The sequence below is a fragment of the Vreelandella lionensis genome, assembly GCF_044543515.1.
GTDB lineage: Bacteria > Pseudomonadota > Gammaproteobacteria > Pseudomonadales > Halomonadaceae > Vreelandella > Vreelandella lionensis.
Genome location: NZ_JBITWC010000008.1, coordinates 1 through 24494, shown reverse-complemented (window position 1 = coordinate 24494; position 24494 = coordinate 1). Strand labels below are relative to the sequence as shown.

The following is a 24494-nucleotide window of genomic DNA, read 5'->3' as shown; positions in this document are numbered from 1 at the left end:
GACTCATCCGGCGCGAAACGCGAGAGCCGCTTGGTGTGGGTCGGACTGGCCGCAAATTGCTGAAATCACCGCGATGCCGTTCGCGCCCGCCGCACTGACTTGAGCAGCGTGTTCGGCTTTTAAGCCGCCAATCGCCACGCTGGGCAGAGGGCTGGCGCTGGCAAGCTCGGCCAAACCGTCAAAGCCAATTGGCTGAGCGTGATCCTGCTTGCTCATGGTAGTAAACACCGGCCCCAGCCCCACGTAATCCAGCAGCGCCACGGGGGCGCTTTGCAGCTGTTCCAACGTATTGATCGACAGCCCAATAATGGCCTGGTGCCCCAGTGCCTGGCGCGCCTCTTGAACGGCGGTGTCGCTCTGGCCAACGTGCAGGCCATCGGCGCGGCTGGCGATGGCGACGTTTAAGCGGTCATTAATAATCAAGGGCACACCGCTACCTTCCAGCAGTGCTTTCAGCCGTGTTGCCTGGGCAATCATGGCCTCATCGCTGGCATGCTTATCGCGCAGCTGCACCATGGTCACGCCCCCCTTCACGGCGGCTTCCACGGTCGCTTCAAGCCCCGTTTCGGCGCATAACGCAGCATCGGTGACTAAATAGAGCGAAAGATCAAACGGCATGGAGCGTCTCCAGCTGGCTAAGAGAAGAGAGATCGTCAGGGGTAAGGGCATACAGCGCATCCAGTAGCGCGACCTGAAAACTGCCCGGCCCACTGGCCTGCTGCCCCGCACGGCTTCCGGCAATGCTGAAGCACGCCAGCGCAGCCAGCGTTGCCGAAAGTGGATTGGCCTGGTTGGCGGCCAAAAAACCCGCTACCAAAGCGCTTAACCCGCAGCCCAGGGTGGTTACACGCGGCATTAGCGCGTGGCCGCCCGTTAAACGGTAGTGGTGGGTGCCATTGGTAATAAAATCGGTTTCGCCGGTCATGGCAACAATGCAGCACTGCTGCTGTGCCAGCTTGATCGCCGCTTGGGCGGCATCCTCCGTTGTGGTGGTGGCATCGACGCCGCGACCTTGGCTGGCTAAGCCAGTGAGCGCCATGACTTCCGATGCGTTGGCGCGAATGACGTTAGGCCGGTGGGCAAGCAGCGCGGTGCAGACCTGCTGACGAAAGGCGGTGGCCCCGACCGCTACTGGGTCTAACACCCACGGGGTGCCTGTTTCTTTAGCCGTGCGAGCGGCAAGCTGCATCGACTCTGCCCAAGGGGTAGAGAGCGTGCCAATGTTAATGGAGAGTGCGCCCGCTATTGCGGTGAATTCAGCCACCTCTTCAGGGGCATGCAGCATGGCAGGCGAGGCGCCCGTAGCCAGCAGCAGGTTAGCCGTGCTGTTCATCGCGACATAGTTAGTCATGCAGTGAACAAGCGGCGTGGTATCGCGCAGAGTGACGAGCATCTCGCCAAGCGGGGGGTGGGTCATAGCATCCTCCCGGCGGAGGAGGTGGTGAAAAGCACCACGACTCCCTACGCCGGCGTTATCCGGTTCAGGTTCAAAGGGTGCTTCTCAGCCGCCAAGCGGCGCCCCTGTCGTTGGGGGTACTATCCTAGCCTTGAGCGAGGCTGTAAAGCCCCAGCGCAGCCGCTACTTTTCGGTAACGATTAGCGGAAGGCGATGCGGGTGCCGTAGGTCAGCATTTCATCTGGGGTAATTGCACGGCCAGAGACACCAATCATCTCATCGCCGCACTGGTCAGCGCAGGTGAGCACGCCATGGGTAAGCCCCAACTGCCCCAGGGTATCGCGAATCTCCCCTGTGCCAAGAAAAGTACGAACGCGGCCGTGGGCATCGCTAAGATCCGACACCCCATTAGCGTGATGGAAGCGAACCTTATAGATACCGTCCATGGACTCCACTTCAACAATCGGCGAAAAGCCGTTTTGAATCGCGTGGGCTAACTGCTTCAACGTTAGGCGGTCGCCAAGCGTCATATCGATTGCGGTCATGGCACACTCCCATCGGACGCCGTCATTGGGGCATCGCTAACTAAATTGTAGAGTTATTGAAATAGAAGTGTAGAGAGGTTGCATAGAAATTCCAGTGGCTAATTTTCACCAATGAAATCGCAATAGGTAGCGGTACAGATTAATGCACCGCATCCAACGCATGCTGCTGTAGCTTAATCAGTGGAATAATCTCCAGGGTGCGCTCGTTCGTGCCGGAAAGAATCACCGGCGGTGCCAGCCCTACCTCGGCAGCTTCGGCCCAGCGGTGGGCGCATAAGCACCAGCGGTCGCCTGGGGTCAGGCCAGGAAAGCCATACTCCGGGCGAGGGGTAACCAAATCGTTTCCCTGTGCTTTAGAAAAGGCTAAAAACTCCTCAGTAACCAGCGCGCATACCGAATGCACTCCCACATCGTCAGGGCCAACGCGGCAAAACCCATCGCGGTAGAAGCCGGTTTTAGGAGAGTGGCAGCAGGGTGTTAACGGCTCACCTAGTACGTTTCGATCGCGGGACATAAAGGCTCCTTGGGTGAGGGCTGGAAATATACAACCTGCGCCCTCATAACAGGGGGAAGTAAGCAAAATGATCAATACGCAAATAGCGGTAGACAGCTTGACGCTGTTAGCAGCCTAAGCCTTGTACAAGGTAATATGTTCGTCAAAGAATTTGCGTTATATCAGCATACTTTTAATGATGCCCCAACCCGCGATAGGAGAGTTGTATGTCGTTTCAAGGTGAACAGCACCCAGGCGTTGCCCCCGTTGCCCCGCAAACTCAGGGCTTTCGTTTAAACCACACCATGCTGCGGGTCAAAGACCCGGAACGCGCTCTAGCGTTCTACTCCAAAGTGTTTGGTATGCAGGTGCTGCGCCGGCTGGACTTTGAAGAGATGCAGTTTTCGCTCTACTTCCTCGCCAACGTGGAAGCCAGCGACAGCGTGCCGGAAAATACCCAAGCCCGCACCGCCTGGACCTTTAGCCAGAAAGGCCTGTTAGAGCTGACCCACAACTGGGGCACCGAAACCCAGCAGGATTTTGTCTACCACGATGGCAACGCCGAGCCCCAGGGCTTTGGCCATATCTGCTTCAACGTGCCGGATTTAGAAGCCGCCCAGGCGTGGTTTGATGAGCACGACGTAACCTTCGTGAAGCGTGCCGACCAGGGCAAGATGAAAGACGTTATCTTCGTGAAAGACCCGGATGGCTACTGGATTGAAGTGATTCAAGCCGACCGCATGGCAGCCATGGGCGACTAAGATGGCCCATTTGCTGTTTCGGTTGCGCCATGTAACCGATGAAGAGGCCATGGAAGTCCGCCAACTGCTGGATGAGCATGGCTTTGATGTGTACGAAACCCAGGCGGGCTTTTTCCGCCTGGGGGTCGATGCCATTTGGCTGCGCAACCCTGCCCAGCGTGACGACGCAGAGGCCGCATTGGCCGAGTATCAGGCCGAACGCCAAGCTAACGCACGCCAAGCCCATGAAGAAGCGCTGGCCCGCAATGAAGCGCCAACACTCTGGCGTCGCTTAGCGGAGCACCCGTTTCAGGTAACGCTGGTCATGGTGGCGGTGGTTCTGATTGCGCTGCTCACTCTGCTGCCATTTATTGGCCTGGCGCGCTAGCCTGGGAAAGGGCGTCAGATAGGTGCCCGCGCTTAACGTACATCATCACACCGTGTTGGCCTGCACGAAGCTGCGGGGCCGCACCCGGTGGATAGCGGCACCAACTGCCTTTCGGGTATTCGCTGCTCGCGTCGCACAGCGAGCCTTCCAGCACCAATAGCTCTAAGCCTCCAGGCAGGGCAGGGTAGTCGATGGTGGTATCGCCCTCCCAACGCTCCAGGCTGACCCGCTCATCGCCAAAGGTGTGCAGCATTTTGTAGGTAATGCCCGGCCGACGGTCAGGCTGCCAGGGCAAGCGGTGGGCAGGAATCGCCAGTTGGAGCAGGTCGTTCTCATCAAACTGATGCAACTTAACCAGTATCAGCGCGCCCTCTTCGCCAATTTGCGGCGTATGGCCGGTGCCGATGGGGTTGCGCAAGTAGCTGCCCGCCGGGTAGCGGCCATGCTCGTCTGCAAATACGCCCTCTAATACCAGTATTTCTTCGCCGCCGTCGTGGGTATGGCGATTGAACTGGCTGTTAGGCGCGTAGCGCACCAGGCTCGTGGCACGGGCCACCTCATCGCCGATGCGGTCTAGCATCATTCGTTCCACACCTGCGCTAGGCGAGGCAACCCAGCGGTACTGCTCCGGCGTGACACAGGCAAAGTGGCTAAAATCGGCGTTTAGGCGCATGGCATTGGCTCTTTGCAGTGGTTTAAACAGCGTTAACGAAAGTCGGTGATGCAAGTCTCCCCATCCACCGCGCAAAATGCAATGCAAAAAAATACCGCCGGGTTGGCGGTATTTTTGTCTTCACGGTATGAATCAGTGGCTATGACCATGATCGTCGTGGTCGTGGTCGTGGTCGTGGTCGTGGTCGTGGTCGTGGTCGTCATGACCATGATCATCATGGCCCGGCTCTGCAAGAGCGTCGTGCAGCACCTGCGCATTGTGGCGCATCATGCCCAGGTACGTACTGGCATCGCCTTCACTGGCCAGCGCATCCGCGTAAAGGGTGCCTGCAATGGGCAGGCCAGTCTCTTCCGCCAACTGCGTAATGATCGCTTGGTTGGTCATGTTCTCGTGGAACAGCGCTTGCACGTTCTCTTGCTCAATCACATCCACCAGGGCCGCCATGCTGGCGCCGCTGGGGTCGGCTTCGGTAGAGAGCCCGACCGGTGAGAGAAAATTAACGCCATAGGCGCTAGAGAAGTAGCCAAACGAGTCGTGCCCGGTAATCACGCTGGAAGACGCGGGAATCTCACTCAGCAGCTCGCGAATTTCCCCATCGGTGGCATCTAACTCAGCCAGGTAACGCTCCGCGTTGGCTTGGTAGCTCTCTGCATTAGCGCTGTCAGCTTCGATTAAGCCATCGCGAATGTTGGCAACATACACCTTTGCCTGCTGCAGATCCTGCCAGCCGTGCGGATCTTCACTCCCATGCTCATGATCGCTGTGGTCATCATGGGCGTGCTCTTCGTGCTCTTCGTGCTCTTCGTGCTCTTCGTGCTCTTCGTGTTCTTCATGGCCGTGCTCTGCCAACCCCAGCGGGGCAATGCCATCGGTAGCGGTGACCATCGGGCCGCTGTAGTCGCTGGAGTCGATCAGTCGCTCCATCCAGCCCTCAAATAGCAAGCCGTTGAAGACCACCAGATCGGCACCTGCCAGCGCACGGGCATCACCAGGGCTGGGGGAGAAAACGTGGGCATCGCCATCAGGGCCCACCAGCGAGCTGACCGTCACATGCTCTCCACCGACGTTTTCCACCATATCCGCCAAGATAGAAAAGCTGGTGACAACCTGCACCCGCTCGTTCGCCATGGCGGCAGGCAGTGCCAACATGGCCGAAACGCCCACCAGCCAACGCGATGAAGAGAAAAGCGACATAACATGCTCCTGATTTAAGAAATAACCGTATGAACATCAACCCGCTAGTGCGACTGCTCCAGCGCCAAAGGCGTGGTTTTGCGTCGCAGCTTGGCGGCCAAACTGTGGTAACGGCCAAACAGCGCCGAGAGTAAATACGCCACCCCGGCCAGCAAAATAATGCTGGGGCCTGAGGGCGTGTCTAAATGGAACGACAGCAGCAGCCCGCCGGTGCTTGCCAGCATTGCTAACACCACGGCAATCCCGATCAAGCCTTCTAACCGCTTGCTCCAAAACCGTGCTGCCGTAGCAGGCAACATCATTAAGCCAACGGCCATCAGTGTGCCCAGGGTTTGGAAGCCCGCCGTTAAGTTCAGTACCAGCAGCCCTAAAAAGACGCTGTGTACCCAACCGCTACGACTACTTTGGCCGCGTAAAAACAGAGGGTCTAAACACTCCACCACTAGGGCGCGGAAAATAATCGCCAGAGTGATCACAATCAGCGTACTGATCGAGGCGATCAGCAGCAGCGCCGTCGAGTTAATCGCCAAAATGGAGCCGAACAGCACGTGGGTAAGATCCACGCTGCTGCCTCCCATGGAAATCAGCATGACCCCAGCGGCTAACGAAATAATAAAAAAGCTCGCCATGGCGGCATCTTCCCGCTGGCCGCCCATTTTCGAGACCGCCCCCGCCAGCAGCGCCACCATCACCCCAAACAGCACGCCGCCCACGCTCATCACCGGCAGTGAAAAGCCCGCCAGCAAAAAGCCCAGCGCCACGCCGGGCAGAATCGCGTGGGCCATGGCATCGCCAATCAGGCTCATGCCGCGCAGCACCAAAAACACCCCCAGCGGCGGCGCGGCCAATGAAAGGGCAAGCCCACCGACCACGGCACGGCGCATAAAGCCGTAATCAAACGGTGCAATCAACCATGCATCAAGCAGTGCCAGCATAACGGCCTCCTAAGGTAAACGGCACCACTTGGGCCGGGGCATGCTGGTGGTTGAGCGCGCTGGGAGCGACCCAACGGCCATGGCCGCCATTCAGCATCAACACCTCATCCGCCAAGCGGCGCAGGTGGTCCATATCGTGCAGCACAATAATGATCGTGACGCCCTCGTCGGCCATCTGGCGCAAAATGCGAATCAAAATATCGACCGTATCGCTATCTACGTTGGCAAACGGCTCGTCTAGCAGCAGCAGCTCGGCTTCCTGCATTAGCGTGCGGCCAATTAGCGCCCGCTGGCGCTGGCCGCCGGAAAGCTCGCCCAGCGGGCGGTGAGCCAAGTGCGAAATCCCCAGGCGCGCCATAATCTCGCGGCCTTTGCGATAGTGGGCCGCACAGTAACCTTTCATCGCCCCGTGGCTGGGCCAGCTGCCGGTCATCACCAGCTCTTCCACACTCATCGGGAAGGTCAGGTCTAACGCCAACTGCTGGGGCAGCCAAGCACGGCGGGCTTTATCCACCGTACACACCACCTTGCCGCTAATCGGCCGCAGTTCACCCATAATGGCCTGAATCAGCGTGCTTTTACCGGCACCGTTCGCACCAATGAGCGCGGTAATCGCGCCGGGCTTAATATCGCCATCCACATGTTCTAACACCGTGCGACGGCCCTGGGCCAAGTGCAGGTCGTGCAGCTGCAAACGCGAAGAGGAACGTTCACTCATAACGGCCACCCGCCTGCCCACACCACCAGCCCCCAAAGCGCCAGCAACGGGAGCGCGACAAAGCCCAACCGCTTAGTGGCAGACAACGACATCAGCGAAAAATGACAAGGGCCTTCCTTGTTATGGCGATGCATGTGTTCACTCATCGAGCGTCCTCGCTATCGAATAAATAAGTTATAACATAACATTTGGTGAAACCAAAAAAGTGGCGGATATTTTACGCGCTCACGGCGCGCTGACAACGGTAAGCGCGCTAATCTTCCGCCCACTCCAAAAGTGCCTAACAAAGCGACGATGGCAATGCAGGCACGGAGCGCAGATAAATAGCGTAGAGAGGAGGTAACGACCTAATAGCGCCAGGTAGCGCCAATCTGCTAGGGCGATACCATCAGCGCGTATTCGCCTTCTAACGTGATGGGGCCAAGAGACACGCGGGCAGGCTGAAAGCGGTTAATCGCGCTGGAGGCCTGATTAGGCTGCGTCCAAATTTGCAGCTCATTAATCAGCATGCCTGTAGCGAAGTTGATGGCACCATCCCGCTCGCGACCGTCAGCGGCAATTACCGCCCCCGCCACAGTGTTCACCACCAGCGAGCTAACCCGCGCCTCAAACCCACGGCGTTCACGCTCCGCCTGGGCAAGCGAAAGCCCCAACGCCTGCACGCCGCTTAACTCACCCTGCGCTTTAAGGCGCTCGTACTCTACCAGTGCCGCCTGATGCGGCTGGCGATCCGTCAACATACCGCCCAGGGCTAACGCCGATTTTACGACTCCTACGCGGGCATCAAAACGGTCGTCCGGGTCGTTGGCTTCACTGGATTGATAAGCATCAAACGCAAGGCTTGCGGCATAGATGCCCGTCCAACCCGCATCCCACCACTGCGCGTGCTGCGCCCCACGCTCAAACACCTCATCGTAAGCCGCCCAATCGGCACTGGTTTGTGCCTGAGCAGGCAGCGACAGCAGCAGCGCCGCCCCCGCCGCTAAGCCCGCTCGTAAACGTTGACGTAACTGCATGGATGAGCCCCTGAGTAATCGACATGAAAGCATTAAGCGTAGCACGGCAGGGGAGTGCTACGAGCGTGTAAAGCCAGTAGGCAAAGTGTGATGAGGGTTAATGGCGTTTTGGAGTGAAGGAGGGAGTAGCAGTGACCTGTTGGCTAGGCTGTTTTTGAGTCGCCAAACCATCTTGCTTATCAGGCTTACTCTTCCTCATTTTTATTCATCTTCGTAGGGATCAAATGTTTCTTCTGGATAGTAGCGAATGATCTTATAAGCGCGTGGCGTGCCATTCACTGACTGAACCTCTACATCAACCAAATAGGCCAATTCTTGCCAGTCACGAGCAAATCGTGAATCACCTTTTGTCATGGCACGTTTGGTATCCTCGTCCTCGAAAACTATGCGCTTAGGAGCTTTAGAAATATTTTCAATGATTGCTTGGCTCCCGGCAGTCAGCGACGAATCAAAACGAATTTGATGCCACGTCATGTATTGTTTAAAGTGAATGTTATCTATCGGGTCATTTACCTTTTCTATCTCCTTGATAACTCTTCTTTGAACGTTCCGCGCTTCATCATGCCCGATATAGAAATGATTGGTTATGGTTCCCCCCGAGGTGGCGGCGAAAATAACTTGAGAGCCGTTATCTTTAGCCACTGGCTGAACCATTGAGGAAAAATTATCTAAATCATTTTTGGTAACTCTTTGGCATGGCTTCTCTTCCTGGCCAGCTAGCCAAAGCATGATCGATTTAGCATAATTTACCCATTCATGAATAGCTCCATCACCCCAAATTAATGGGACCATTGGAAGAGAATGAGCCACTAGCTCTACCACAATTGAGCCTTGCCTGACCTCATGGATAAGAAGCTCCGTGCAAGCCTCTGGCGATGGCTTTGAATTTGACTTGATGAATTTCTCGAATTGAGCGGAAACCGCCATCAGCGACTGAACTAGGTCCATAAGGACAACAGGATCTCTATTTTCAAGCGTTATCTGAAGCTTACTTTCCACATCAAGAACCACTGTGGGTTCGCCATTCATACATCTTCCCCATGTTGTTCAACTATAGGCTATCGCCTCTTTAGGCGCTTTAGCCGATCTTAGCTGTTAAGGCAGAGTGGTGCTAGGGGCGGAAAATTTTTCGCAGGTTAGGCATTTAACATGACTTCTGATAGTGTCCTAGCCGTCAAAATCGTTAGGGAAACCAAAGTGCCCATCCAATTCCATCCTAAAAAGGGGCAAATGCTGCTGTGTGACTTTTCGCAGGGATTTAAAGACCCTGAGATGACTAAAGACAAGCGTCCCGTCATAGTGCTGTCTAATTCAGTAAATGGCCGCGCGAACTTGGTCACCGTAGTTGCCTGCAGCACAGTAGAGCCTAATATCATACAGCCCGATCACATGGTTTTACCTGCGAGAGCATTGCCCATGCTAGGCAGATTTCAAGGTAATACCACATGGGTTAAAGGCGATATGATCTACACCGTAGGATTTCATCGGCTAAATTTGATACAGCTGAGCAGCAAGCATCCGACGACCGGGAAGCGTCAGCACCACCTGAACTGTTTCGGTCGCGAAACCATGAATAAAATTCATGAATGCGTGCTTCATGGCATGAATTTGGGCCATTTAGCGGCACACTTGTAAATCATTTTTGATTTGACAGGCCGTAAGATTACGCATATCTTGCGCATGTCACCGGCAATGCGAGAGCATCCGGACTCCGAGACTACACAAAGGTCCGTCCCGTGTAGCCAGCACAGTAACTCAGGCGATGACAAGCCTATCTCTGTGCTGAGTCTAGCCTCCTCTTTGAAGGAGGCTTTGTCATTTATAAAGCCTACAAATTTATGAGAGCGGCAAGCATAGCTGCATGCGTTCTCTCCAGTAACGCTACAAGGCCGTTTTCCCACAGAGGCGCCTCAGGAGCTGGGTTAAACCACTCTCCGTACCGGTTGTGCTTTTCACGGTCTGAGTGTAAGGCTTTTTCAAAAAGTTTCGATCCATCAACATGACCTATCTGCTCAACATCCTCTGCAGCACCACTGTTAAGCTATTTGATGCGCTTCTTTATATTCATGACATGCATGTTTGAGCCAATTCTCACAATGCCATCGCTTCTCGCTGCAAAGTAAACTTTCCTTCTCTGTACTTTGCCATCAGCGCTAAGTTTGATCTCACTGTCTGACACGACTGCAAGCCCAAGCAGGACACTGCAAATTCTTATAACCCACTCATCATGCCCTGAGGCCAAGATTACGTGCTCTATTGAGCAGAAGAATTTGTAACTGTTCCCCGTATGATTGGGGTTGAAATATTGTGTGAGTAGTTGAGCAGAGTAGAGCTGAAATAAAAACGCGTAAGCAGCAAGGGAAGGAGCCGCCGCCTAGGCAGCTTTCAGTAGTAGGGTGTGGAGTGCTGGCAATGGTGGGTAATGCCAGGCCCCGCCAGCGGGGCCTCCATCACTTACTCCTTCTCCTCATCCTCTTCCCAGCGTTCAATGGCGCGTTTGTCGTCGGGGAGTCGCACCATATCGCCCACGTTGAGATTTTGGTGTGACTGAAAACGGTGGCCGCGTTGGTCGAGAATGGCGGCCACGCTGCCAATGCTCACGGCATCTTCTTCGCGGTAGGCTTCTACTTTGACCCGCACAATGCGGCCTTGGTAACGGGCGGAAAGCACGGCACCTGGGTAGGGGGGCGTGTGTTCGGGGTCGTCCTTGAAGAAGGCTGCTACGCTGGCGTTGCCGGGCTCGTCCCATTCAATGTGCTTGTGCATGGTGAGTGTCCTTACTGTGGGTGAATAAAAATAAGAAGGCTCGTTAAGTGTAGTGTGCGTTGGCAGAACTCGGCCAATGTGAATAGACAGCCCTAAGCTGGGCGCTTAACGTACCTATTCAGAGGAATAGGGGAGAGGCCGCGATGCAACCGTACCGTGCGCTGTTTGAGCAGTCGGTAACACCGCTGTTTGTTGTTGATCGTTCGGCATCGGGTTCAATGAACGTTCACGCGAATGCGGCCTTTCGTCGAGTGGCGGGCTGGGCGGCAGACAATAGCGAAACGGCCTTGTTACGCTGCTTCCCGCTGGATGCTAGCAATGTGTGGGCGGCTATTCAGACATGCGATGCGCAACAGGCTCCTTACGCGTTAACGGTTAGCTGGGGGGAGTCTGCCCGCCATTGGCATTTGCAGCTTTCGCCCGTGGTGGAAGGCAGCTATCGGGCGGTGCATGGCACGCTGCTGCAAGGGGCGCTGCCCTTTAGTGAATCGTTGGATACGCTGCTTTCTCAGCTGCCGGGCTTTATTTATCAGCTGCATTACTCCGTAGAGGGCAAATGGCGCTACGCCTATGTGGGTAAGCGCGTGGTGGAGCTGTTTAGGGTGAGCGTGGAAGAGGCGCTGACGGATGCGCAAACGCTGCTGAATAGCATTCACCCTGATGACCGCGAGGCGGTGTTTGAGAGTTCGTCGGAAAGCGCGCGAACGTTGATGCCTTGGCAGCAAGAGTTCCGCATATTTCACCGCAGCGGCAAGATGCTGTGGATAGAGGCGATAGATCGGCCGCGTCGCGAGCCGGATGGCAGCGTGCTGTGGACGGGCTACGCTAACGATATCACTCAGCGCAAGGCGCTTGAGACTGCCTTAAAGTCGAGCGAGCAGCGTTTTCGTCAGTTGGTCGAGCAGGCCAACGATATCATTTACACCTTGAGTGCCGAGGGCACGCTTACTTATGTGTCGCCTAACTGGCCGCGTATTTTGGGGCATCCGGTGGCGGAGATATGGGGGCGCAATATCAGCCAGCTTTTGCACCCGGATGATTTAGAAGCGTGCCGCCGTTATATCGCTCAGGTGTATCACACGGGCCAGCCTCAGGGGGTGATTGAGTACCGGGTGCAGCATGCTAAAGGTGAGTGGCGGTGGCACTTCACTAACGGTGCGCCTTTGCTGGATGAGCAGGGGAACGTGACAAGCTTTTTGGGGATTTCTCACGATATTACGCCCCGCCGGGAGATGGAGCAGAAAGTGCTGCATTTAGCCCAGCACGACTCCCTTACCGACCTACCGAACCGGGCGATCTTTTTTAGCCAACTGAGCGATGCTTTGGTCAAATCGCAACGCCAGGGGGATTCCTTGGCGTTGTTGTTTATCGATCTGGATAACTTTAAACCGGTGAATGACCGCTGGGGCCACGCGGTGGGCGACCAGCTGCTGCGAGAAGTGGCGCAGCGTATGCGCTTGAGGTTACGTGGCACGGATATGGTGGGGCGAATTGGTGGCGATGAGTTTGTGGCTCTGCTGGGTGGCCCGGTAAGGGATGATGAGGCATTGGCGGTGGCGAATCAGCTTTGTCAGGCGTTGGCAGAGCCGTTTGCGCTATCGGTGGGGGAGGTTGGCGTGTCGGCGAGTATTGGCGTGTCGCTGTTTCCGCTTCACGCTCAGGAGGAAGCGGCGCTGATTCACTGCGCCGACCAAGCAATGTATCAGGCGAAAGCGGAGGGTCGTCACCGGGCGGTGCTTTACTCGCCGATTGGTTCAACGGATGCGCCGACGTGCTGAAACATAAAGTTGAGCGCGGCGGGTAAGCTGGCCCGCCATACCCGCCAGGTGTGGCCGCCAGGGTAAAGGTCCAGCCGCACTTGGCCTAGTTGAATACGCTCCATGGCTTGGCGTAGCTGGCGGGCGTGAAATTCTGCATCGTACACATCACTGCGCCCGGCGCTAATGTACAGCGGCACGGGCGGGGTGTCGCTGTGTTCGGCGTTTGGCCGGGGTGTGACCTGAAGGCGGTAGGGCTCTAAATGCGCGGTGTAATTAAGCTGTTCCCATAGTGCGCGGTCAAACTGGCCCTGTTCATTTAAAAAGGCTGGGTGCCGGTTGGCGGAGGAGTTGCTAGGCGGTACGGGCACGTAGCTTGCTGGGCTAAGCGCGGCGGCGGCGGCAAACATATCGGGGCGTTCTAGTGCGAAGTTCACCGCGCCATAACCGCCCGCTGAAAGCCCCGCTACGCCGCGTAACGGGCGTGTGGTTCCTACGTGGTAAGTGGTTTCGATATGGGGCAGCAGGTCATTAAAGAAGGCGCTGCGGGCTGCTTCGTTGTGGCCATCTACCCACCAGCTGCGGCTGCCGGGCATAACAAACACAGCGGGCGGTAAATGCCCGGCTTCAATAAGGCGATCGGCTACTTGGGGTAGGTTGCCTCGGGTGGCCCAGTCCCGCTCGTTACCAAACGAGCCGTGCAGAAGGTAAACCACGGGGTAGGGGGTTGTCGCCGCTGTGTCATATCCATCCGGTAGATAGATGGTGTAGGGGTAGTCGTAGCCCAGCGTGGATGAAAAGAACTGTTCTCGGGAAACGTCGCCTGCTAGCGCTATGTTACTCAGCGCTAGCCAACCAAATAAGCTACATACATATCCTGCCCAGCGTGTGCCGCGCGCTATTTTCGGTTTTTTAAGCACATAGCCTCCAGGAATTTACGAACGTTTAAGAGGTCGGACAACGCTGTAAGCCGGGATGTTCATTCACATGAGCTTAGCAGCGGTGACTTGGCGGGAGGGTAAATGCAGAAAGTCGAGGAGATTTACTGGCTGCGTGCATACGGCTGTGTGGCCGTTTTTTTGTTTCACTGGTTAGATCATATTAACCAGCGGGTAGATAACGTGGCGACCGACCTGATGCGTATTCCACTGGTGCTGGGTACACCGGTGTTTCTGTTTATCTCGGTGTTTGTGTTTGCTGTCCGTTACGATAAGCAGGTGCCGCCCGGCTTTCTGCTTCAACGCGTTAAGTACGTCATGCTGCCTTATTTGGCCTACGGGTTGATCTACTCTACCGCCGAGTGGTGGCGCTTAGCTGGAAGTGATAACGCTGTGGGCTTTTGGGAAAACGCAAAGGCCTATTTTATCTACGCGGGTTGGCATGGCTATTTTTTGATTATTGCCATGCAGTTTTATGCGGCCTACTGGGCGTTTACCCGTTGGCAGCTGTGGCGTATTCACCCCGTGCCGTGGCTGTGGTTGGCTTGTGTGGTGAGTATGGCGTATTGGGGCTTTGCCTACTGGTTTGAGATTGAACCCCCCGGCTATTTGCTGTGGGTTGCGCCGCTTGGCTGGGTGTATCTGTTTTTCTTAGCGCTGGTGCTGGTGCGCTACTACCCGTTAACGCCTTCAGCAACATTGAATGAGCGCCCTGTTTGGCTACAAACCCTTTCCCAACCACGCTGGCTTGCGCTGTTCGTCGGCTTGATCGTGCTGGCGACCTTTGCCCACTGGCTGGCCTTCTCTTCTAAGGAAGTGTGGGTCATTCCCTTTTTTGTGTTGTTCACACTGGCGCTTATGCGTGGCTTGAAAGGCCGTAAAGCGCCGGGGTGGGTGCGCTATATCAATGCCTACTCCTTTGGGGTTTATCTGGCACACCCGATGTTTTTTGTCATCACCGATGTGCTGGTGGGCCCTGCCACGCTGCCCGTGGTTGCGTATGGTTTGCTGCTGATATTGATAGGTAGCGTGGGGTCGGTACTGCTGAATAAAGCGGTGAATACCACTACCCTGGGGGCAATGCTTTTTGGCAAACGGCTGAAGGTATAAACGGCCGAGAAATAGCGCGGGCGAAAATCGTTATCAGGATAAAGCGGGCGTGCTTAGGAGGAGGGGGGCGGCAAGCGGGAAGAGGGGTAGTGGGTGCCGCGTCTAGTTGGCGAACCCCGCGCAAGGCCTAAGGCTTCACCGCTGATGGTTTTTAATCGCGTTGGGCAAGCGTACAGGCGCTGTAAGAAGTCCTGCAGTGCTGGCGCTTCAAGCTCGGGGTCAAACCCGCCTAAGCGCTCAAACCATGTTCGGCGAATGGCGACGTAGGGCGGCACCGCTGTGGACGCACCAAAAAAGCGCTGCAGCAGGCGTTCAGATAATCGAGGAGTGGTAGCGCTAATCAAGAGCGCGTCTAGCGCTAGGGTGTGTAGCTGTGGGTAGAGTAGGTACCACAGCTGTGCTGCCAGGGGCTGTTTATCCAGCGCAATCATCACCCATTCCGCTTGGCTCACATAGGCTGCCCGGTTGATCCGTGCGCCTAGCGTTTGCGAGGGCGTGATTAAGCAGTGCACATGGTAGCGCTGCTCAATGGACGATAGCCGCTCATCTACCTGATTGCACGTCACAATAATTGGCACCACATGCTCTGCAAGGCCCGACTCTCGGATGGAACGTAGGTGTCGCGGTAGCAAGGCTCCTGTCACTGTTGCGTCAACGATAAAGCAAACCGTACTCATGTAAGCGGCTTCCTTTGTTATGAAACCTGTCTGAATGTAATTTATTGTAGATGTTGGTTTATTTGCGTAGCAAGATAAAGTTTTCTGATGGTAGCTCGCTAGGCGCTGGGTTTTTTGAACCAACTTGGTGCACTGATACCTTTTTATGAGCTTTTATGGTGCGCCAATAAAAAAATAATGGCGCTTTTGTGCGCAACCAAAAGGCCTTTGCTACATGAAGAGGCATCTCTTCATAGGTTTTTGTATTTTAAAAACAAAGCATTATAAATTTTTGATGCCATAATGGTGCAGAGTTGGCATGCTCTGTGCTTATACATTGTAGATAGTTTTGTCACCAGCTATTAGATCGTATGCAGAAGCCTCTCGGCATGCTACAACGATAGCCGGTCTGAAATGATCGCTGGGCGTTTTGTTATCCATCGTCAGGCAAACGTTAAGCGAACAAAAAAGACAAACGCGCCACATGCAGCTGCGTGTTGAACGATTTGTTGAATAACACTTTTATCGATAGCTTACAGTTACAAGCTTTAAGCCACGCTCATACCGGAGGACACTATGTCAGCCAAGACTCTCGCGCTAATCGAAGAACATGATGTTAAGTGGGTAGATCTGCGTTTCACCGACACGCGCGGTAAAGAGCAGCACGTCACCGTACCGGCACGCGACGTGAATGAAGAGTTTTTTGAAAACGGCCAAATGTTTGACGGCTCTTCTATTGAAGGCTGGAAAGGCATTAATGAATCCGACATGATCCTGCGTCCGGAAGACGGCACCGGCTTCCTGGACCCCTTCACCGAAGACGCTACCCTGATCCTGCGTTGCGACATCATCGAGCCTGCTACCATGCAGGGCTATGATCGCGACCCGCGCTCTATCGCTAAGCGTGCAGAAGCTTACCTGCAGTCTACCGGTCTGGGCGACACCGCCTTCTTCGGCCCAGAGCCGGAATTCTTCATCTTTGACGAAGTGCACTGGAAGTCCGATATCCAGGGCTCTATGTACAAAATCACGTCTGATGAAGGCGCTTGGGCAACTGACAACAAAGTAGAAGGCGGCAACCTGGGTCACCGTCCGCGCGTGAAAGGCGGCTACTTCCCGGTTCCTCCGGTCGATAGCTTCCACGATATCCGTGGCGCAATGTGTAACACCCTGGAAGCGATTGGCCAGACTGTGGAAGTTCACCACCACGAAGTTGCCAACGCGGGTCAGAACGAAATCGGCGTTAAATTCAACACGCTGGTGAAGAAAGCTGACGAAGTTCAGGAAATGAAGTACGTGATCCACAACGTGGCGCACGCTTACGGCAAAACCGCTACCTTCATGCCGAAGCCGCTGGTAGGCGACAACGGTTCTGGTATGCACGTACACCAGTCGTTCTGGAAAGATGGCCAAAACCAGTTCGCCGGTGACGAGTATGCGGGCCTGTCTGAAATGGCACTGTACTACATCGGTGGTGTTATCAAGCACGCTCGTGCTCTGAACGCCTTCACCAACGCTTCTACCAACTCGTACAAGCGTCTGGTACCGGGCTTCGAAGCACCGGTCATGCTGGCCTACAGTGCCCGTAACCGTTCTGCTTCTATCCGTATTCCTTACACCGCTAGCCCGAAAGGCAAGCGTGTAGAGACTCGCTTCCCTGATCCGACTGCTAACCCCTACCTGGCGTTTTCAGCGATGCTGATGGCGGGTATCGACGGTATCAAGAACAAGATCCACCCTGGCGATGCCATGGACAAGAACCTGTACGACCTGCCGCCGGAAGAAGGCAAGTCCGTACCGACCGTTGCCAACAGCCTGGACCAAGCACTGGAAGCACTCGATGCTGACCGTGCGTTCCTGACCGAAGGCGGCGTATTTACTGATGAAATGATCGATGCTTACATCGAGCTGAAGATGGAAGAAGTGGAGCGCATTCGCATGACCACTCACCCGATCGAGTTCGACATGTACTACTCTTGCTAAGAACGGTTGCTAAACACCGTTTTAACAAGAGTGCTAACATCACCCTTGCGGTGTGATTAGCCTGAAAAACCCCGCCTCGGCGGGGTTTTTTGTTGGAGCAACATAAGGGTGAGAAAGTAATGATCAGTAGATGGCGTTTGCGTCAAAAAAGTGGTTTGTCCACAGGGGCTGCGCTGCTGCTGGGCCTGTGGGTAAGCGCTGCGCAGGCTCAAACGGTGTATCGCGTGGTGGATGCGCAGGGCAACGTGACGTTTACTGACAACCCAGAGCGTGGTGGTAAAGCGATCACGCTGGCCCCGCTGCCAAGCGTGCCTACCGCTGCTCGGCCTGCTTCTCCGTCTCCCCGCGCGAAGGGGAATCCTGGCCAACCGTTTATGCCCTATGACCGCTTTGCGATTGCTAACCCAGTGGCGGGGGCCTCGCTGCGAAATAATATGACGCCGGTTGAAGTGGCGGTTTCGCCGCCGCTACGCGACGACCACCAAATTCAACTGCTCGTGAATGGCGAGCTAAGCCAATCTGCCCTGCATAGCGATGCGTTCTGGCTGGCGGGCTTGCCAGCGGGCCAACACCAGCTGCAGGCCGAACTGTTGGATAGCCAAGGGCGTATTCAACACCGCACCGATCCGGTGACTATTTTTATTGCTGAATAGTGCAATGCACTACAATGGTGCATAGGAGTATCTGGATTTGTTCGGCAGTGCGCTATAACGGCTCGCTGTGCCCACACCGGCTGCCCATCAGCCGTGCATGCCGCCGTTTGTGCTTAATTGGCGCGCTTTTTGCAGTTCCTCTCTCAACGATCCCATCACGCTATTGTTCATCACACTATTGTTAGAGCGACGTTTCAGGACACGCCATGTATCAGCGCTTATTAGAACATCTCACCACCGCAGTGCTACTGCTCGACGGTGAACTCCGTGTCCGCTGGATGAACCCAGCGGCGGAAGCGCTGCTAGCGGTGAGCTTTAGCCGTGTGCAGGGTATTAGCCTAGATACCTTGCTAGGCGGTGGGGAAAGTATTGATGAGGTATTGGCCAAAGCGCGGGATGCCTTTCACCCCTATACCCAGCGGGAAGCACGTATCACGCCGCTCAATAGTGAGCCGCTCACGGTGGACTATACGGTAACGCCCCTCTCAGCCGATGAGCTGCTGCTGGAAGTCGAGCCGCGAGACCGCTTGATGCAGATTTCCCGCGAAGAGGCGCTCACCACCCGCCAAGAGACCATTAAGGTGCTGGCGCGGGGCTTGGCCCACGAGGTGAAAAACCCATTAGGCGGCATTCGCGGTGCGGCGCAACTGCTGGAGCGTGATTTAGACGACCCGGCGCTGCGGGAATTTACCCATATCATCGTCGAAGAAGTAGACCGCTTACGAGATTTGGTTGATTCCATGCTGGGCCCGAACCGCATCATTAAACACGAGCCGGTCAATATCCATAAAGTGCTGGAGCGAGTGCGAGCGCTGCTGATTGCCGAGCATCCCCATGTCACCGTCAACCGCGATTACGATCCCAGCCTGCCGGATCTTTCCGGTGATGAGTCGCAAATGATTCAGGCGGTATTAAACGTGGCGCGGAACGCGGTTCAGGCCATGAGTGATGCAGAGACCCCCTCACCGGAGCTGATTCTGCGCACCCGTGCCCGGCGCCAGTTCACTTTAGGCGCCGAGCGGCACCGGCTAGTGAGCGAAGTCGGCGTGATTGATAACGGCCCTGGTATTCCTGAGAGCCTGCGCGAAACCCTTTTTTACCCGATGGTGTCTGGCCGCGCGGAAGGCAGCGGCCTAGGGCTATCGATTGCTCAGTCAATTTTGCACCAACATCAAGGATTGATCGAATGCGACTCACGACCTGGACATACCGAATTTCGTTTACTGATTCCATTAGTTATTAATTGCACCGGAGAAGCGTCATGACTGAGGCGACACGTACCGATGTTGCACGGGTGGTTATTGTCGATGATGACCGCGCTATCCGTTGGGTGCTGGAGCGCGCACTGGCGCAGCCAGACCTGGAGGTCGAGTGTATTGAGCGTGCCGACACAGCGCTGGCACGGCTGCTGGAAAGCCCACCGGATGTGCTGGTGACCGATATTCGCATGCCGGGGATTGATGGGCTGGATTTAATGTCACGGGTTCGCGAAGCCCACCCGGACCTGCCGGTCATTGTCATGACCGCTCACTCCGATTTAGATAGCGCCGTGGCCTCTTATCAGGGTGGGGCGTTTGAGTACTTGCCCAAGCCGTTTGATGTGGATGAGGCGCTAGCGCTGGTACGCCGTGCGGTAGCCCACGCCCGTGAACGCCAGCGGCCGGTGAGCGTGCCGGAAGGCCTAAGCGCCGAGATCATCGGTGAAGCGCCCGCCATGCAGGAAGTCTTTCGCGCCATTGGGCGGCTCTCCCATTCGCACATTACGGTACTGATTAACGGTGAGTCGGGCACCGGTAAAGAGCGTGTCGCCCAGGCGCTGCATCAGCACAGCCCGAGGGCGGGCAAGCCGTTTATTGCTTTGAATATGGCGGCAATTCCTCGTGACTTAATAGAGTCCGAGCTGTTTGGCCATGAGAAAGGCGCGTTTACCGGGGCGGCTGCCCAGCGCCAAGGGCGCTTCGAGCAGGCCAACGGTGGCACGCTGTTTCTGGATGAAATCGGCGATATGCCCGCCGAGACGCAAACCCGTCTGCTGCGCGTGCTGGCCGACGGCGAGTTTTACCGCGTGGGCGGGCATACCCCGGTAAAAGTTGATGTGCGGATTATCGCGGCAACCCACCAGAACCTAGAGTCGTTGGTAGATGATGGGCGCTTTCGTGAAGACTTGTTCCACCGTCTGAACGTGATTCGCGTTCATCTACCGCGCCTTGCCGAGCGCCGCGAAGATATTCCCCGGCTAACCCGGCATTTTTTGGCCGAAGCGGCGAAAGAGCTTTCCACCGATATCAAAGTGCTGACCCCTGAGGCAGAGGCGCACTTAACCCGGCTGCCGTGGCCCGGCAACGTGCGTCAGCTGGAAAATATCTGCCGTTGGTTAACGGTCATGGCCTCTGGCCGGGAAATCCTGGTAGAAGACCTGCCGCCAGAGCTACGCACGGTCGGTGCGTCGGAAAGTAGCGTTCACGGTGATTGGCGTTCAGCATTTCGGGATTGGGCCGATCACGCCTTGGCAGAAGGCCATACGCACCTGCTGGAAGAGGCGGTACCCGATTTCGAGCGCATTTTGATTGAAACCGCCCTCAAACATACCGGCGGTCGCAAAGGCGAGGCCGCTGAGCTGCTGGGCTGGGGGCGTAATACGCTTACCCGTAAACTAAAAACGCTGCTGCCTGCGTTGGCGGATGACGCCTAGGGCATCGGCTCGGCGGAAATGGGGGCAGGGAGTACAAACACGGCATCGGCCAGTGTTGGCTCGGGGAGGTCACACTCAGCCTGTTCCCAGGGCAGCAGGCTGAAGGTGTGTTGAATCCCCAGCCCTTCTAGCTGATGCTCCACACCATGGCCGTAGGTGACGTGCCCAAGGCCCATTAAGCCAACGGCTAACGCCCCCTCTTTTGCCGCGTCTGCCAGGCCGTGGGCCATGGCGATATCCCAGGTGAGCTGCGCTTGGGTAAAGCGTTCCAGCATTTCCGGGTTTTCTTGGCCCATGGCATGCTGTTCAAACACCTCTTTTAGCCGAGTTTGGTACGCAGGGCTGGCAGGCAGAGGTGGGGGAATAGCATGGCGCTGTTCGGCAGGTACGCTTTCAAAACTCTCTTTTGAGAGCTGCTGGCGTAGTTCTGGTGAAATATTGAGTGCGACCAGCGAAATGTGCTGTAGCCGGGCAAAGTGGAAGATCGGTAAATAGAGTTCGGCATCAAACCCCCAGGCCTCTTCCCACTCGCTTTGGGTCAATAGCTCTGTCTCGGTAAGCTGGCCAGCCACCCAATGATCTAATACCGGCTGCGCGCTCCTTGGCAGCATCTCCAAGCCAATAACCATATCTTTCCGAAGCGCATGTAGCCCCGCCAGGGTATGTAACTGCCAGCGGTGGTGGTCAATGGCATCGTGCTGTTCGCCAAGCAGCACCACTTGCCGCTGGGCTGCTTGAGCGAGAAGCGCTTGATGAGGAGTGGCCCGCTCACCTTGCCACCACTGCCCAGGCTGCGGGCAGCTTCCGTAGGCGTGCGTGGTTAAGGTGCCTGTGAGCAGCGCAGCCAAACCCAAACCGATGCGCACCGCGTTAGCCCTCTTGAGCCTTAAGGCGGTTGATGTCGGCAAGAATCTCCTCGGCCTCTTCTGTCAGTGTGGCGTTGGCGCGCATATCGCCGTTGCGGGAAGCTTCCATCGCCGCTTGCAGCTTGCGTTCGTACGCTTGTTGAAGCTTCTTTTTTGGGTCGCGCTTAAATAGTCCAAACATGTGCACTCTCCTTTTTGGCGTATATCATTTGTATAGATTTTGGGTGCTTATGTCGACTGCTTTACGCGTTTTTCGTTTTCCATTGCGTTGCTGAGGCTAAACCGGTGGGCGGGCGTCCGCACACTGGGCTAAGAAGCGTGTAAAGTCGTCCAGGATAGTGTCCAGGCTACTATGCAGGCGATGATCGTCATCAATCATTCGCAGTGACAAGCGCTGTAGGCGGGCACGCTCAATCACTGGGCCTGGGGGGACCACATCATCGCGCCAGCCATGAATGATATGCGTATGCTGGGCTTGAATCGTCGGTGAGGTCTCTGGGTACTCGGGCAGGCCAAGCGCGGGGGTGAGTAAAAAACAGCCCAACACCGGTGTTTGCGCACTGGCGGCAGCGCTGAGCCAGCCGCCTAAGCTTGAGCCTGCTAATACACAGTGGGCGGGGTCATCACCACGAGCCAGCAGAGTAGCGGTAAGGTGTTTCAATCGCTCGGCTGGCTCGTCCATACCCCGGTAATCCATGACGACCGGCTCACAGTCATCAAGCTGTTCAGCAATACCCTTGAGCGCCTGCATTTTCAGTGCCCCTGGGCCACTCTCCAAGCCATGTGAAAGGTAGACGGTCATCATCATGGTTAATCCGCCGAACGCTGAATGGCTTCACCACCCTGCTCAATATCCTGGCCCATACCGCGAACTGTGTTACAGCCGCTAATGGTGAGTAGTGTGGCCAGTAAGAGTATGCCAAGCGCAATGGTGCGTTTCATTGGGTCTTTCCTCTCTACTAAATAATGCCCCCGCTGGGGCGTCATGGTGTGATGAGTAACATAAGCGCTGTTGGTGCGGGTTGCCACCGGTAAGTAGCCATGAGGTGGAACGTTTTGCCAACGCTGCTTATCTCTCCTTAGCGTAGATGTGAACCGTGCGAATTTGTCGCATGTGTCAATATTATCCATGCCATCCCTGAGTTTTCTGTCAATTTCGGTTAGGCTGGGCTTTTATTGTTTTTATTTAATTTATTGATATTAAAGATATTTTTTATTTATTGGCATGATTGGCCCAATGCCTGCAGTGTTATAAGTGTTAATACTTATAGTGTCACCATTGATGATTTAACCAATTTCACTGTTAGCAACCAAGTTTCAACCCATCAAAGCGTGAGCAGGCTAATAGGCAGTAGAGGAGGGCAGGACGCCCAGTAAGCATCACGGACGTGAATGGACACTTAGCCTGCTCACTCTTATCAGCATAAGGCCGTGCTGATCATCGAAGCCAAGGAGTGGCAGCGATGCAAAACAGCCATCTCGCAACTGTGAGGTGGTTTTTTTGCGTTTATTTTTCAATCATTAATACATTGATTTATATAAGATTTTTGCTCGCCTTGGGTGTGCTGCATAGTTCCTGTACAGATATGCAAAGTATTTTGGTCTATCCTTTCGGGTAAACCAAAATCAGCGGTTATAAGACGTCAACGCATCGGCCGCACACTGACAGGGACAAGCGCTATGGTGATGGTATTGATGTTCTGCATGTTCGTGCTGTTTCTAGGGTTTTCGGGGGTGGGCCTGTACATGATGTTTAAAACATCATTTATGACGGCTACAGAGGATCGCGACGACATGCCGCCTGATATGTAAGTGCATGAATAATAAATAAAAAGCCACCATTTTTTTGGGTGGCTTTTGCATGTTGGCATGTAGGGACTCCAGACTGCTGACAAAGCCCTGGCCCTTCGGCCAGGGTTTTGCTTTGATAAGCGTATCGTTTTTCGTGGTGGCGGATATGCTCAAAGACCCTTCCCCCCAACAGCACGAACTGGAGATGGTCATGCTCGAAGAACTCGTACCCTCCAACCATTTGTTGCGTCAGATTGAGGCCGCCCTCGACTTCAGCTTTATCCGCGAGCGCGTCCGTCATCTTTACTGTGCGGATAATGGTCGGCCCGCGCTCGATCCCGTGCTGCTCTTCAAGGCCTTGTTGATCGGCTATCTGTTCGGCATTCGCAGCGAACGCCAGTTGATGCGCGAGATCCAGGTCAACGTCGCCTACCGCTGGTTCCTCGGCTTGCGCTTGACCGACAAGGTGCCCGACGCCTCAACGATCAGCCAGAACCGGCGCCGCCGCTTCTCCGACAGCACGCATCTCAAGGCCAATGCCAACAAGCATCGTTTTGAGCGCCAAGCGGTCGAGACGACGGCACGGGACTATCTGGACGCCCTGGACGTGGCGGTTGAGGAGGACCGCGCTCAACACGGAAAAAAGCCCTGACGCCGCGTGCTAAGGCACCGGCCACTGTCGAAAAGAAAATCAGCCTCACCGACCCGGATAGCGGCTATATGGTGCGCGATGGCAAGCCAACGGGGTTCTTTTATCTGGATCACCGCACGGTGGACGGCAAGCACGCCATTATTACCGATACCCATGTCACCCCGGCCAGTGTGCACGATAGCGTGCCTTACTTGGCGCGACTGGATCATCAGTGCCAGCGCTTCGGGCTGGACCCGGTCGGTGTCGGCCTCGACGCGGGTTACTTTACAGCGGCTATCTGTCATGGGCTGGAAGAGCGCGGTCTGTATGGTGTCATTGGCTACCGCCGCCCCAGTAAACCCAAGGGGTATCTTCCCAAGCGCGCCTTTACGTATGACGCGGCAACCAACACCTATCAGTGCCCAGAGGGCCAGTCGCTGATCTATGCCACCACGGACCGACATGGCTACCGCCACTATCGCAGTGATCCTGAGATCTGTCGCGGCTGTCCTCGGCTGGCGACCTGTACCCGCAACGCCAAGCAGACAAAAAC

Annotated in this window: 27 protein-coding genes, 1 pseudogene and 1 riboswitch; of the genes and pseudogenes, 10 read left to right on the top strand and 18 right to left on the bottom strand. The window is 55.6% G+C overall.

The genetic code is table 11. The annotated features are described in order from the left end of the window. Nucleotides 1-3: 3 nt before the first annotated feature. From thiE to ACIGG6_RS06430, 4 genes are all read right to left on the bottom strand, one after another. A complete protein-coding gene (gene thiE / locus ACIGG6_RS06445; RefSeq protein ID WP_399843310.1) occupies nucleotides 4-618 on the bottom strand; it encodes a thiamine phosphate synthase in 615 nt (204 codons plus the stop codon). After that, nucleotides 608-1417 carry a hydroxyethylthiazole kinase gene (gene thiM, locus ACIGG6_RS06440; protein ID WP_399843307.1) on the bottom strand — a complete coding sequence of 270 codons (810 nt, stop codon included), beginning with the start codon at nucleotides 1415-1417 and terminating at the stop codon, nucleotides 608-610. Before thiM ends, thiE begins: the two co-directional genes overlap by 11 nt. A 24-nt stretch (nucleotides 1418-1441) precedes the next feature. After that, nucleotides 1442-1533: riboswitch (TPP riboswitch) on the bottom strand. Between the two features lie 63 nt (nucleotides 1534-1596). Continuing rightward, nucleotides 1597-1941, bottom strand: a complete 345-nt coding sequence (locus tag ACIGG6_RS06435) for a hypothetical protein (protein ID WP_253505517.1) — start codon at nucleotides 1939-1941, stop codon at nucleotides 1597-1599. A 139-nt stretch (nucleotides 1942-2080) separates the two neighbouring features. Continuing rightward, nucleotides 2081-2455, bottom strand: a complete 375-nt coding sequence (locus ACIGG6_RS06430) for a DUF2237 family protein (RefSeq protein WP_253505515.1) — start codon at nucleotides 2453-2455, stop codon at nucleotides 2081-2083. A gap of 206 nt (nucleotides 2456-2661) precedes the next feature. Here ACIGG6_RS06430 and gloA point away from each other — a divergent pair, with 206 nt between their 5' ends. Then, the gene (gene gloA, locus ACIGG6_RS06425; protein WP_399843303.1) at nucleotides 2662-3195 is read left to right on the top strand and encodes a lactoylglutathione lyase; all 534 of its coding nucleotides are present in this window, start codon (nucleotides 2662-2664) and stop codon (nucleotides 3193-3195) included. A 1-nt stretch (nucleotide 3196) separates the two neighbouring features. After that, entirely contained in the window at nucleotides 3197-3562 is a 366-nt protein-coding gene (locus ACIGG6_RS06420; RefSeq protein WP_253505513.1) for a DUF6164 family protein, read from the top strand. Here the strand turns inward: ACIGG6_RS06420 and ACIGG6_RS06415 are convergent. The 7 genes from ACIGG6_RS06415 to ACIGG6_RS06385 all read right to left on the bottom strand — a co-directional run bounded on the left by ACIGG6_RS06415 (nucleotide 3543) and on the right by ACIGG6_RS06385 (nucleotide 9127). Continuing rightward, nucleotides 3543-4235 (bottom strand): cupin domain-containing protein, encoded by a 693-nt coding sequence (locus ACIGG6_RS06415; RefSeq protein ID WP_399843300.1) that lies wholly within the window; start codon nucleotides 4233-4235, stop codon nucleotides 3543-3545. The two genes, ACIGG6_RS06420 and ACIGG6_RS06415, sit on opposite strands and share 20 nt — an antisense overlap. Nucleotides 4236-4367: 132 nt before the next feature. Next, nucleotides 4368-5429, bottom strand: a complete 1062-nt coding sequence (locus tag ACIGG6_RS06410; RefSeq protein WP_399843299.1) for a metal ABC transporter solute-binding protein, Zn/Mn family — start codon at nucleotides 5427-5429, stop codon at nucleotides 4368-4370. A gap of 44 nt (nucleotides 5430-5473) precedes the next feature. After that, the gene (locus ACIGG6_RS06405) at nucleotides 5474-6364 is read right to left on the bottom strand and encodes a metal ABC transporter permease (protein ID WP_399843297.1); all 891 of its coding nucleotides are present in this window, start codon (nucleotides 6362-6364) and stop codon (nucleotides 5474-5476) included. Next, a complete protein-coding gene (locus tag ACIGG6_RS06400) occupies nucleotides 6348-7082 on the bottom strand; it encodes a metal ABC transporter ATP-binding protein (RefSeq protein ID WP_399843294.1) in 735 nt (244 codons plus the stop codon). The genes ACIGG6_RS06405 and ACIGG6_RS06400 overlap by 17 nt, the downstream gene beginning before the upstream one ends. Continuing rightward, on the bottom strand, nucleotides 7079-7228 hold the full coding sequence (locus ACIGG6_RS06395; protein WP_162835825.1) for a hypothetical protein: 150 nt from the start codon (nucleotides 7226-7228) through the stop codon (nucleotides 7079-7081). Before ACIGG6_RS06395 ends, ACIGG6_RS06400 begins: the two co-directional genes overlap by 4 nt. 228 nt (nucleotides 7229-7456) lie before the next feature. Further along, nucleotides 7457-8098 carry a hypothetical protein gene (locus ACIGG6_RS06390; protein ID WP_399843293.1) on the bottom strand — a complete coding sequence of 214 codons (642 nt, stop codon included), beginning with the start codon at nucleotides 8096-8098 and terminating at the stop codon, nucleotides 7457-7459. Between the two features lie 201 nt (nucleotides 8099-8299). Next, nucleotides 8300-9127 (bottom strand): hypothetical protein, encoded by an 828-nt coding sequence (locus tag ACIGG6_RS06385; protein WP_399843290.1) that lies wholly within the window; start codon nucleotides 9125-9127, stop codon nucleotides 8300-8302. Between the two features lie 120 nt (nucleotides 9128-9247). Between ACIGG6_RS06385 and ACIGG6_RS06380 the strand changes: the two genes are divergently transcribed. Then, the gene (locus tag ACIGG6_RS06380; RefSeq protein ID WP_399843287.1) at nucleotides 9248-9733 is read left to right on the top strand and encodes a type II toxin-antitoxin system PemK/MazF family toxin; all 486 of its coding nucleotides are present in this window, start codon (nucleotides 9248-9250) and stop codon (nucleotides 9731-9733) included. An 819-nt stretch (nucleotides 9734-10552) separates the two neighbouring features. Here ACIGG6_RS06380 and ACIGG6_RS06375 read toward each other — a convergent pair. Then, nucleotides 10553-10864, bottom strand: coding sequence for a hypothetical protein (locus ACIGG6_RS06375; RefSeq protein WP_399843286.1), 312 nt, complete (start codon nucleotides 10862-10864; stop codon nucleotides 10553-10555). Between the two features lie 143 nt (nucleotides 10865-11007). On the opposite strand from ACIGG6_RS06375, the gene ACIGG6_RS06370 reads away from it, so the two are divergent. Next, a complete protein-coding gene (locus ACIGG6_RS06370; protein ID WP_399843283.1) occupies nucleotides 11008-12642 on the top strand; it encodes a diguanylate cyclase domain-containing protein in 1635 nt (544 codons plus the stop codon). Here ACIGG6_RS06370 and ACIGG6_RS06365 read toward each other — a convergent pair. Then, the gene (locus tag ACIGG6_RS06365) at nucleotides 12603-13541 is read right to left on the bottom strand and encodes an alpha/beta hydrolase (RefSeq protein WP_399843281.1); all 939 of its coding nucleotides are present in this window, start codon (nucleotides 13539-13541) and stop codon (nucleotides 12603-12605) included. The two genes, ACIGG6_RS06370 and ACIGG6_RS06365, sit on opposite strands and share 40 nt — an antisense overlap. A gap of 102 nt (nucleotides 13542-13643) precedes the next feature. Between ACIGG6_RS06365 and ACIGG6_RS06360 the strand changes: the two genes are divergently transcribed. Further along, complete coding sequence (locus ACIGG6_RS06360; RefSeq protein WP_399843279.1) at nucleotides 13644-14669, top strand: acyltransferase family protein; 1026 nt, start codon at nucleotides 13644-13646, stop codon at nucleotides 14667-14669. A gap of 53 nt (nucleotides 14670-14722) precedes the next feature. Here ACIGG6_RS06360 and ACIGG6_RS06355 read toward each other — a convergent pair whose 3' ends face one another. Further along, nucleotides 14723-15346, bottom strand: coding sequence for a glycosyltransferase family A protein (locus ACIGG6_RS06355; protein WP_399843277.1), 624 nt, complete (start codon nucleotides 15344-15346; stop codon nucleotides 14723-14725). 555 nt (nucleotides 15347-15901) lie between these two features. On the opposite strand from ACIGG6_RS06355, the gene glnA reads away from it, so the two are divergent. The 4 genes from glnA (at nucleotide 15902) to ntrC (ending at nucleotide 20653) form a co-directional block, all read left to right on the top strand. Beyond that, on the top strand, nucleotides 15902-17308 hold the full coding sequence (glnA, locus tag ACIGG6_RS06350; protein WP_399843275.1) for a glutamate--ammonia ligase: 1407 nt from the start codon (nucleotides 15902-15904) through the stop codon (nucleotides 17306-17308). A gap of 119 nt (nucleotides 17309-17427) precedes the next feature. After that, the gene (locus tag ACIGG6_RS06345) at nucleotides 17428-17961 is read left to right on the top strand and encodes a DUF4124 domain-containing protein (protein ID WP_399843272.1); all 534 of its coding nucleotides are present in this window, start codon (nucleotides 17428-17430) and stop codon (nucleotides 17959-17961) included. 206 nt (nucleotides 17962-18167) lie between these two features. Next, nucleotides 18168-19226 (top strand): nitrogen regulation protein NR(II), encoded by a 1059-nt coding sequence (glnL, locus tag ACIGG6_RS06340; protein ID WP_058578630.1) that lies wholly within the window; start codon nucleotides 18168-18170, stop codon nucleotides 19224-19226. Next, on the top strand, nucleotides 19223-20653 hold the full coding sequence (gene ntrC / locus ACIGG6_RS06335) for a nitrogen regulation protein NR(I) (protein WP_058578629.1): 1431 nt from the start codon (nucleotides 19223-19225) through the stop codon (nucleotides 20651-20653). The genes glnL and ntrC overlap by 4 nt, the downstream gene beginning before the upstream one ends. Here ntrC and ACIGG6_RS06330 read toward each other — a convergent pair. The 4 genes from ACIGG6_RS06330 to ACIGG6_RS06315 form a co-directional block, all read right to left on the bottom strand. Further along, nucleotides 20650-21519, bottom strand: a complete 870-nt coding sequence (locus tag ACIGG6_RS06330) for a ChaN family lipoprotein (RefSeq protein ID WP_399843268.1) — start codon at nucleotides 21517-21519, stop codon at nucleotides 20650-20652. The genes ntrC and ACIGG6_RS06330 overlap by 4 nt on opposite strands. Nucleotides 21520-21523: 4 nt before the next feature. Continuing rightward, nucleotides 21524-21700 carry a DUF6435 family protein gene (locus ACIGG6_RS06325; protein WP_399843266.1) on the bottom strand — a complete coding sequence of 59 codons (177 nt, stop codon included), beginning with the start codon at nucleotides 21698-21700 and terminating at the stop codon, nucleotides 21524-21526. A 96-nt stretch (nucleotides 21701-21796) separates the two neighbouring features. Beyond that, nucleotides 21797-22324, bottom strand: coding sequence for an alpha/beta fold hydrolase (locus ACIGG6_RS06320; RefSeq protein ID WP_399843478.1), 528 nt, complete (start codon nucleotides 22322-22324; stop codon nucleotides 21797-21799). 5 nt (nucleotides 22325-22329) lie between these two features. Beyond that, entirely contained in the window at nucleotides 22330-22461 is a 132-nt protein-coding gene (locus ACIGG6_RS06315; RefSeq protein WP_044628799.1) for an entericidin A/B family lipoprotein, read from the bottom strand. A 1015-nt stretch (nucleotides 22462-23476) separates the two neighbouring features. On the opposite strand from ACIGG6_RS06315, the pseudogene ACIGG6_RS06310 reads away from it, so the two are divergent. Continuing rightward, nucleotides 23477-24494: pseudogene (locus ACIGG6_RS06310) on the top strand (transposase); the annotation flags it as partial.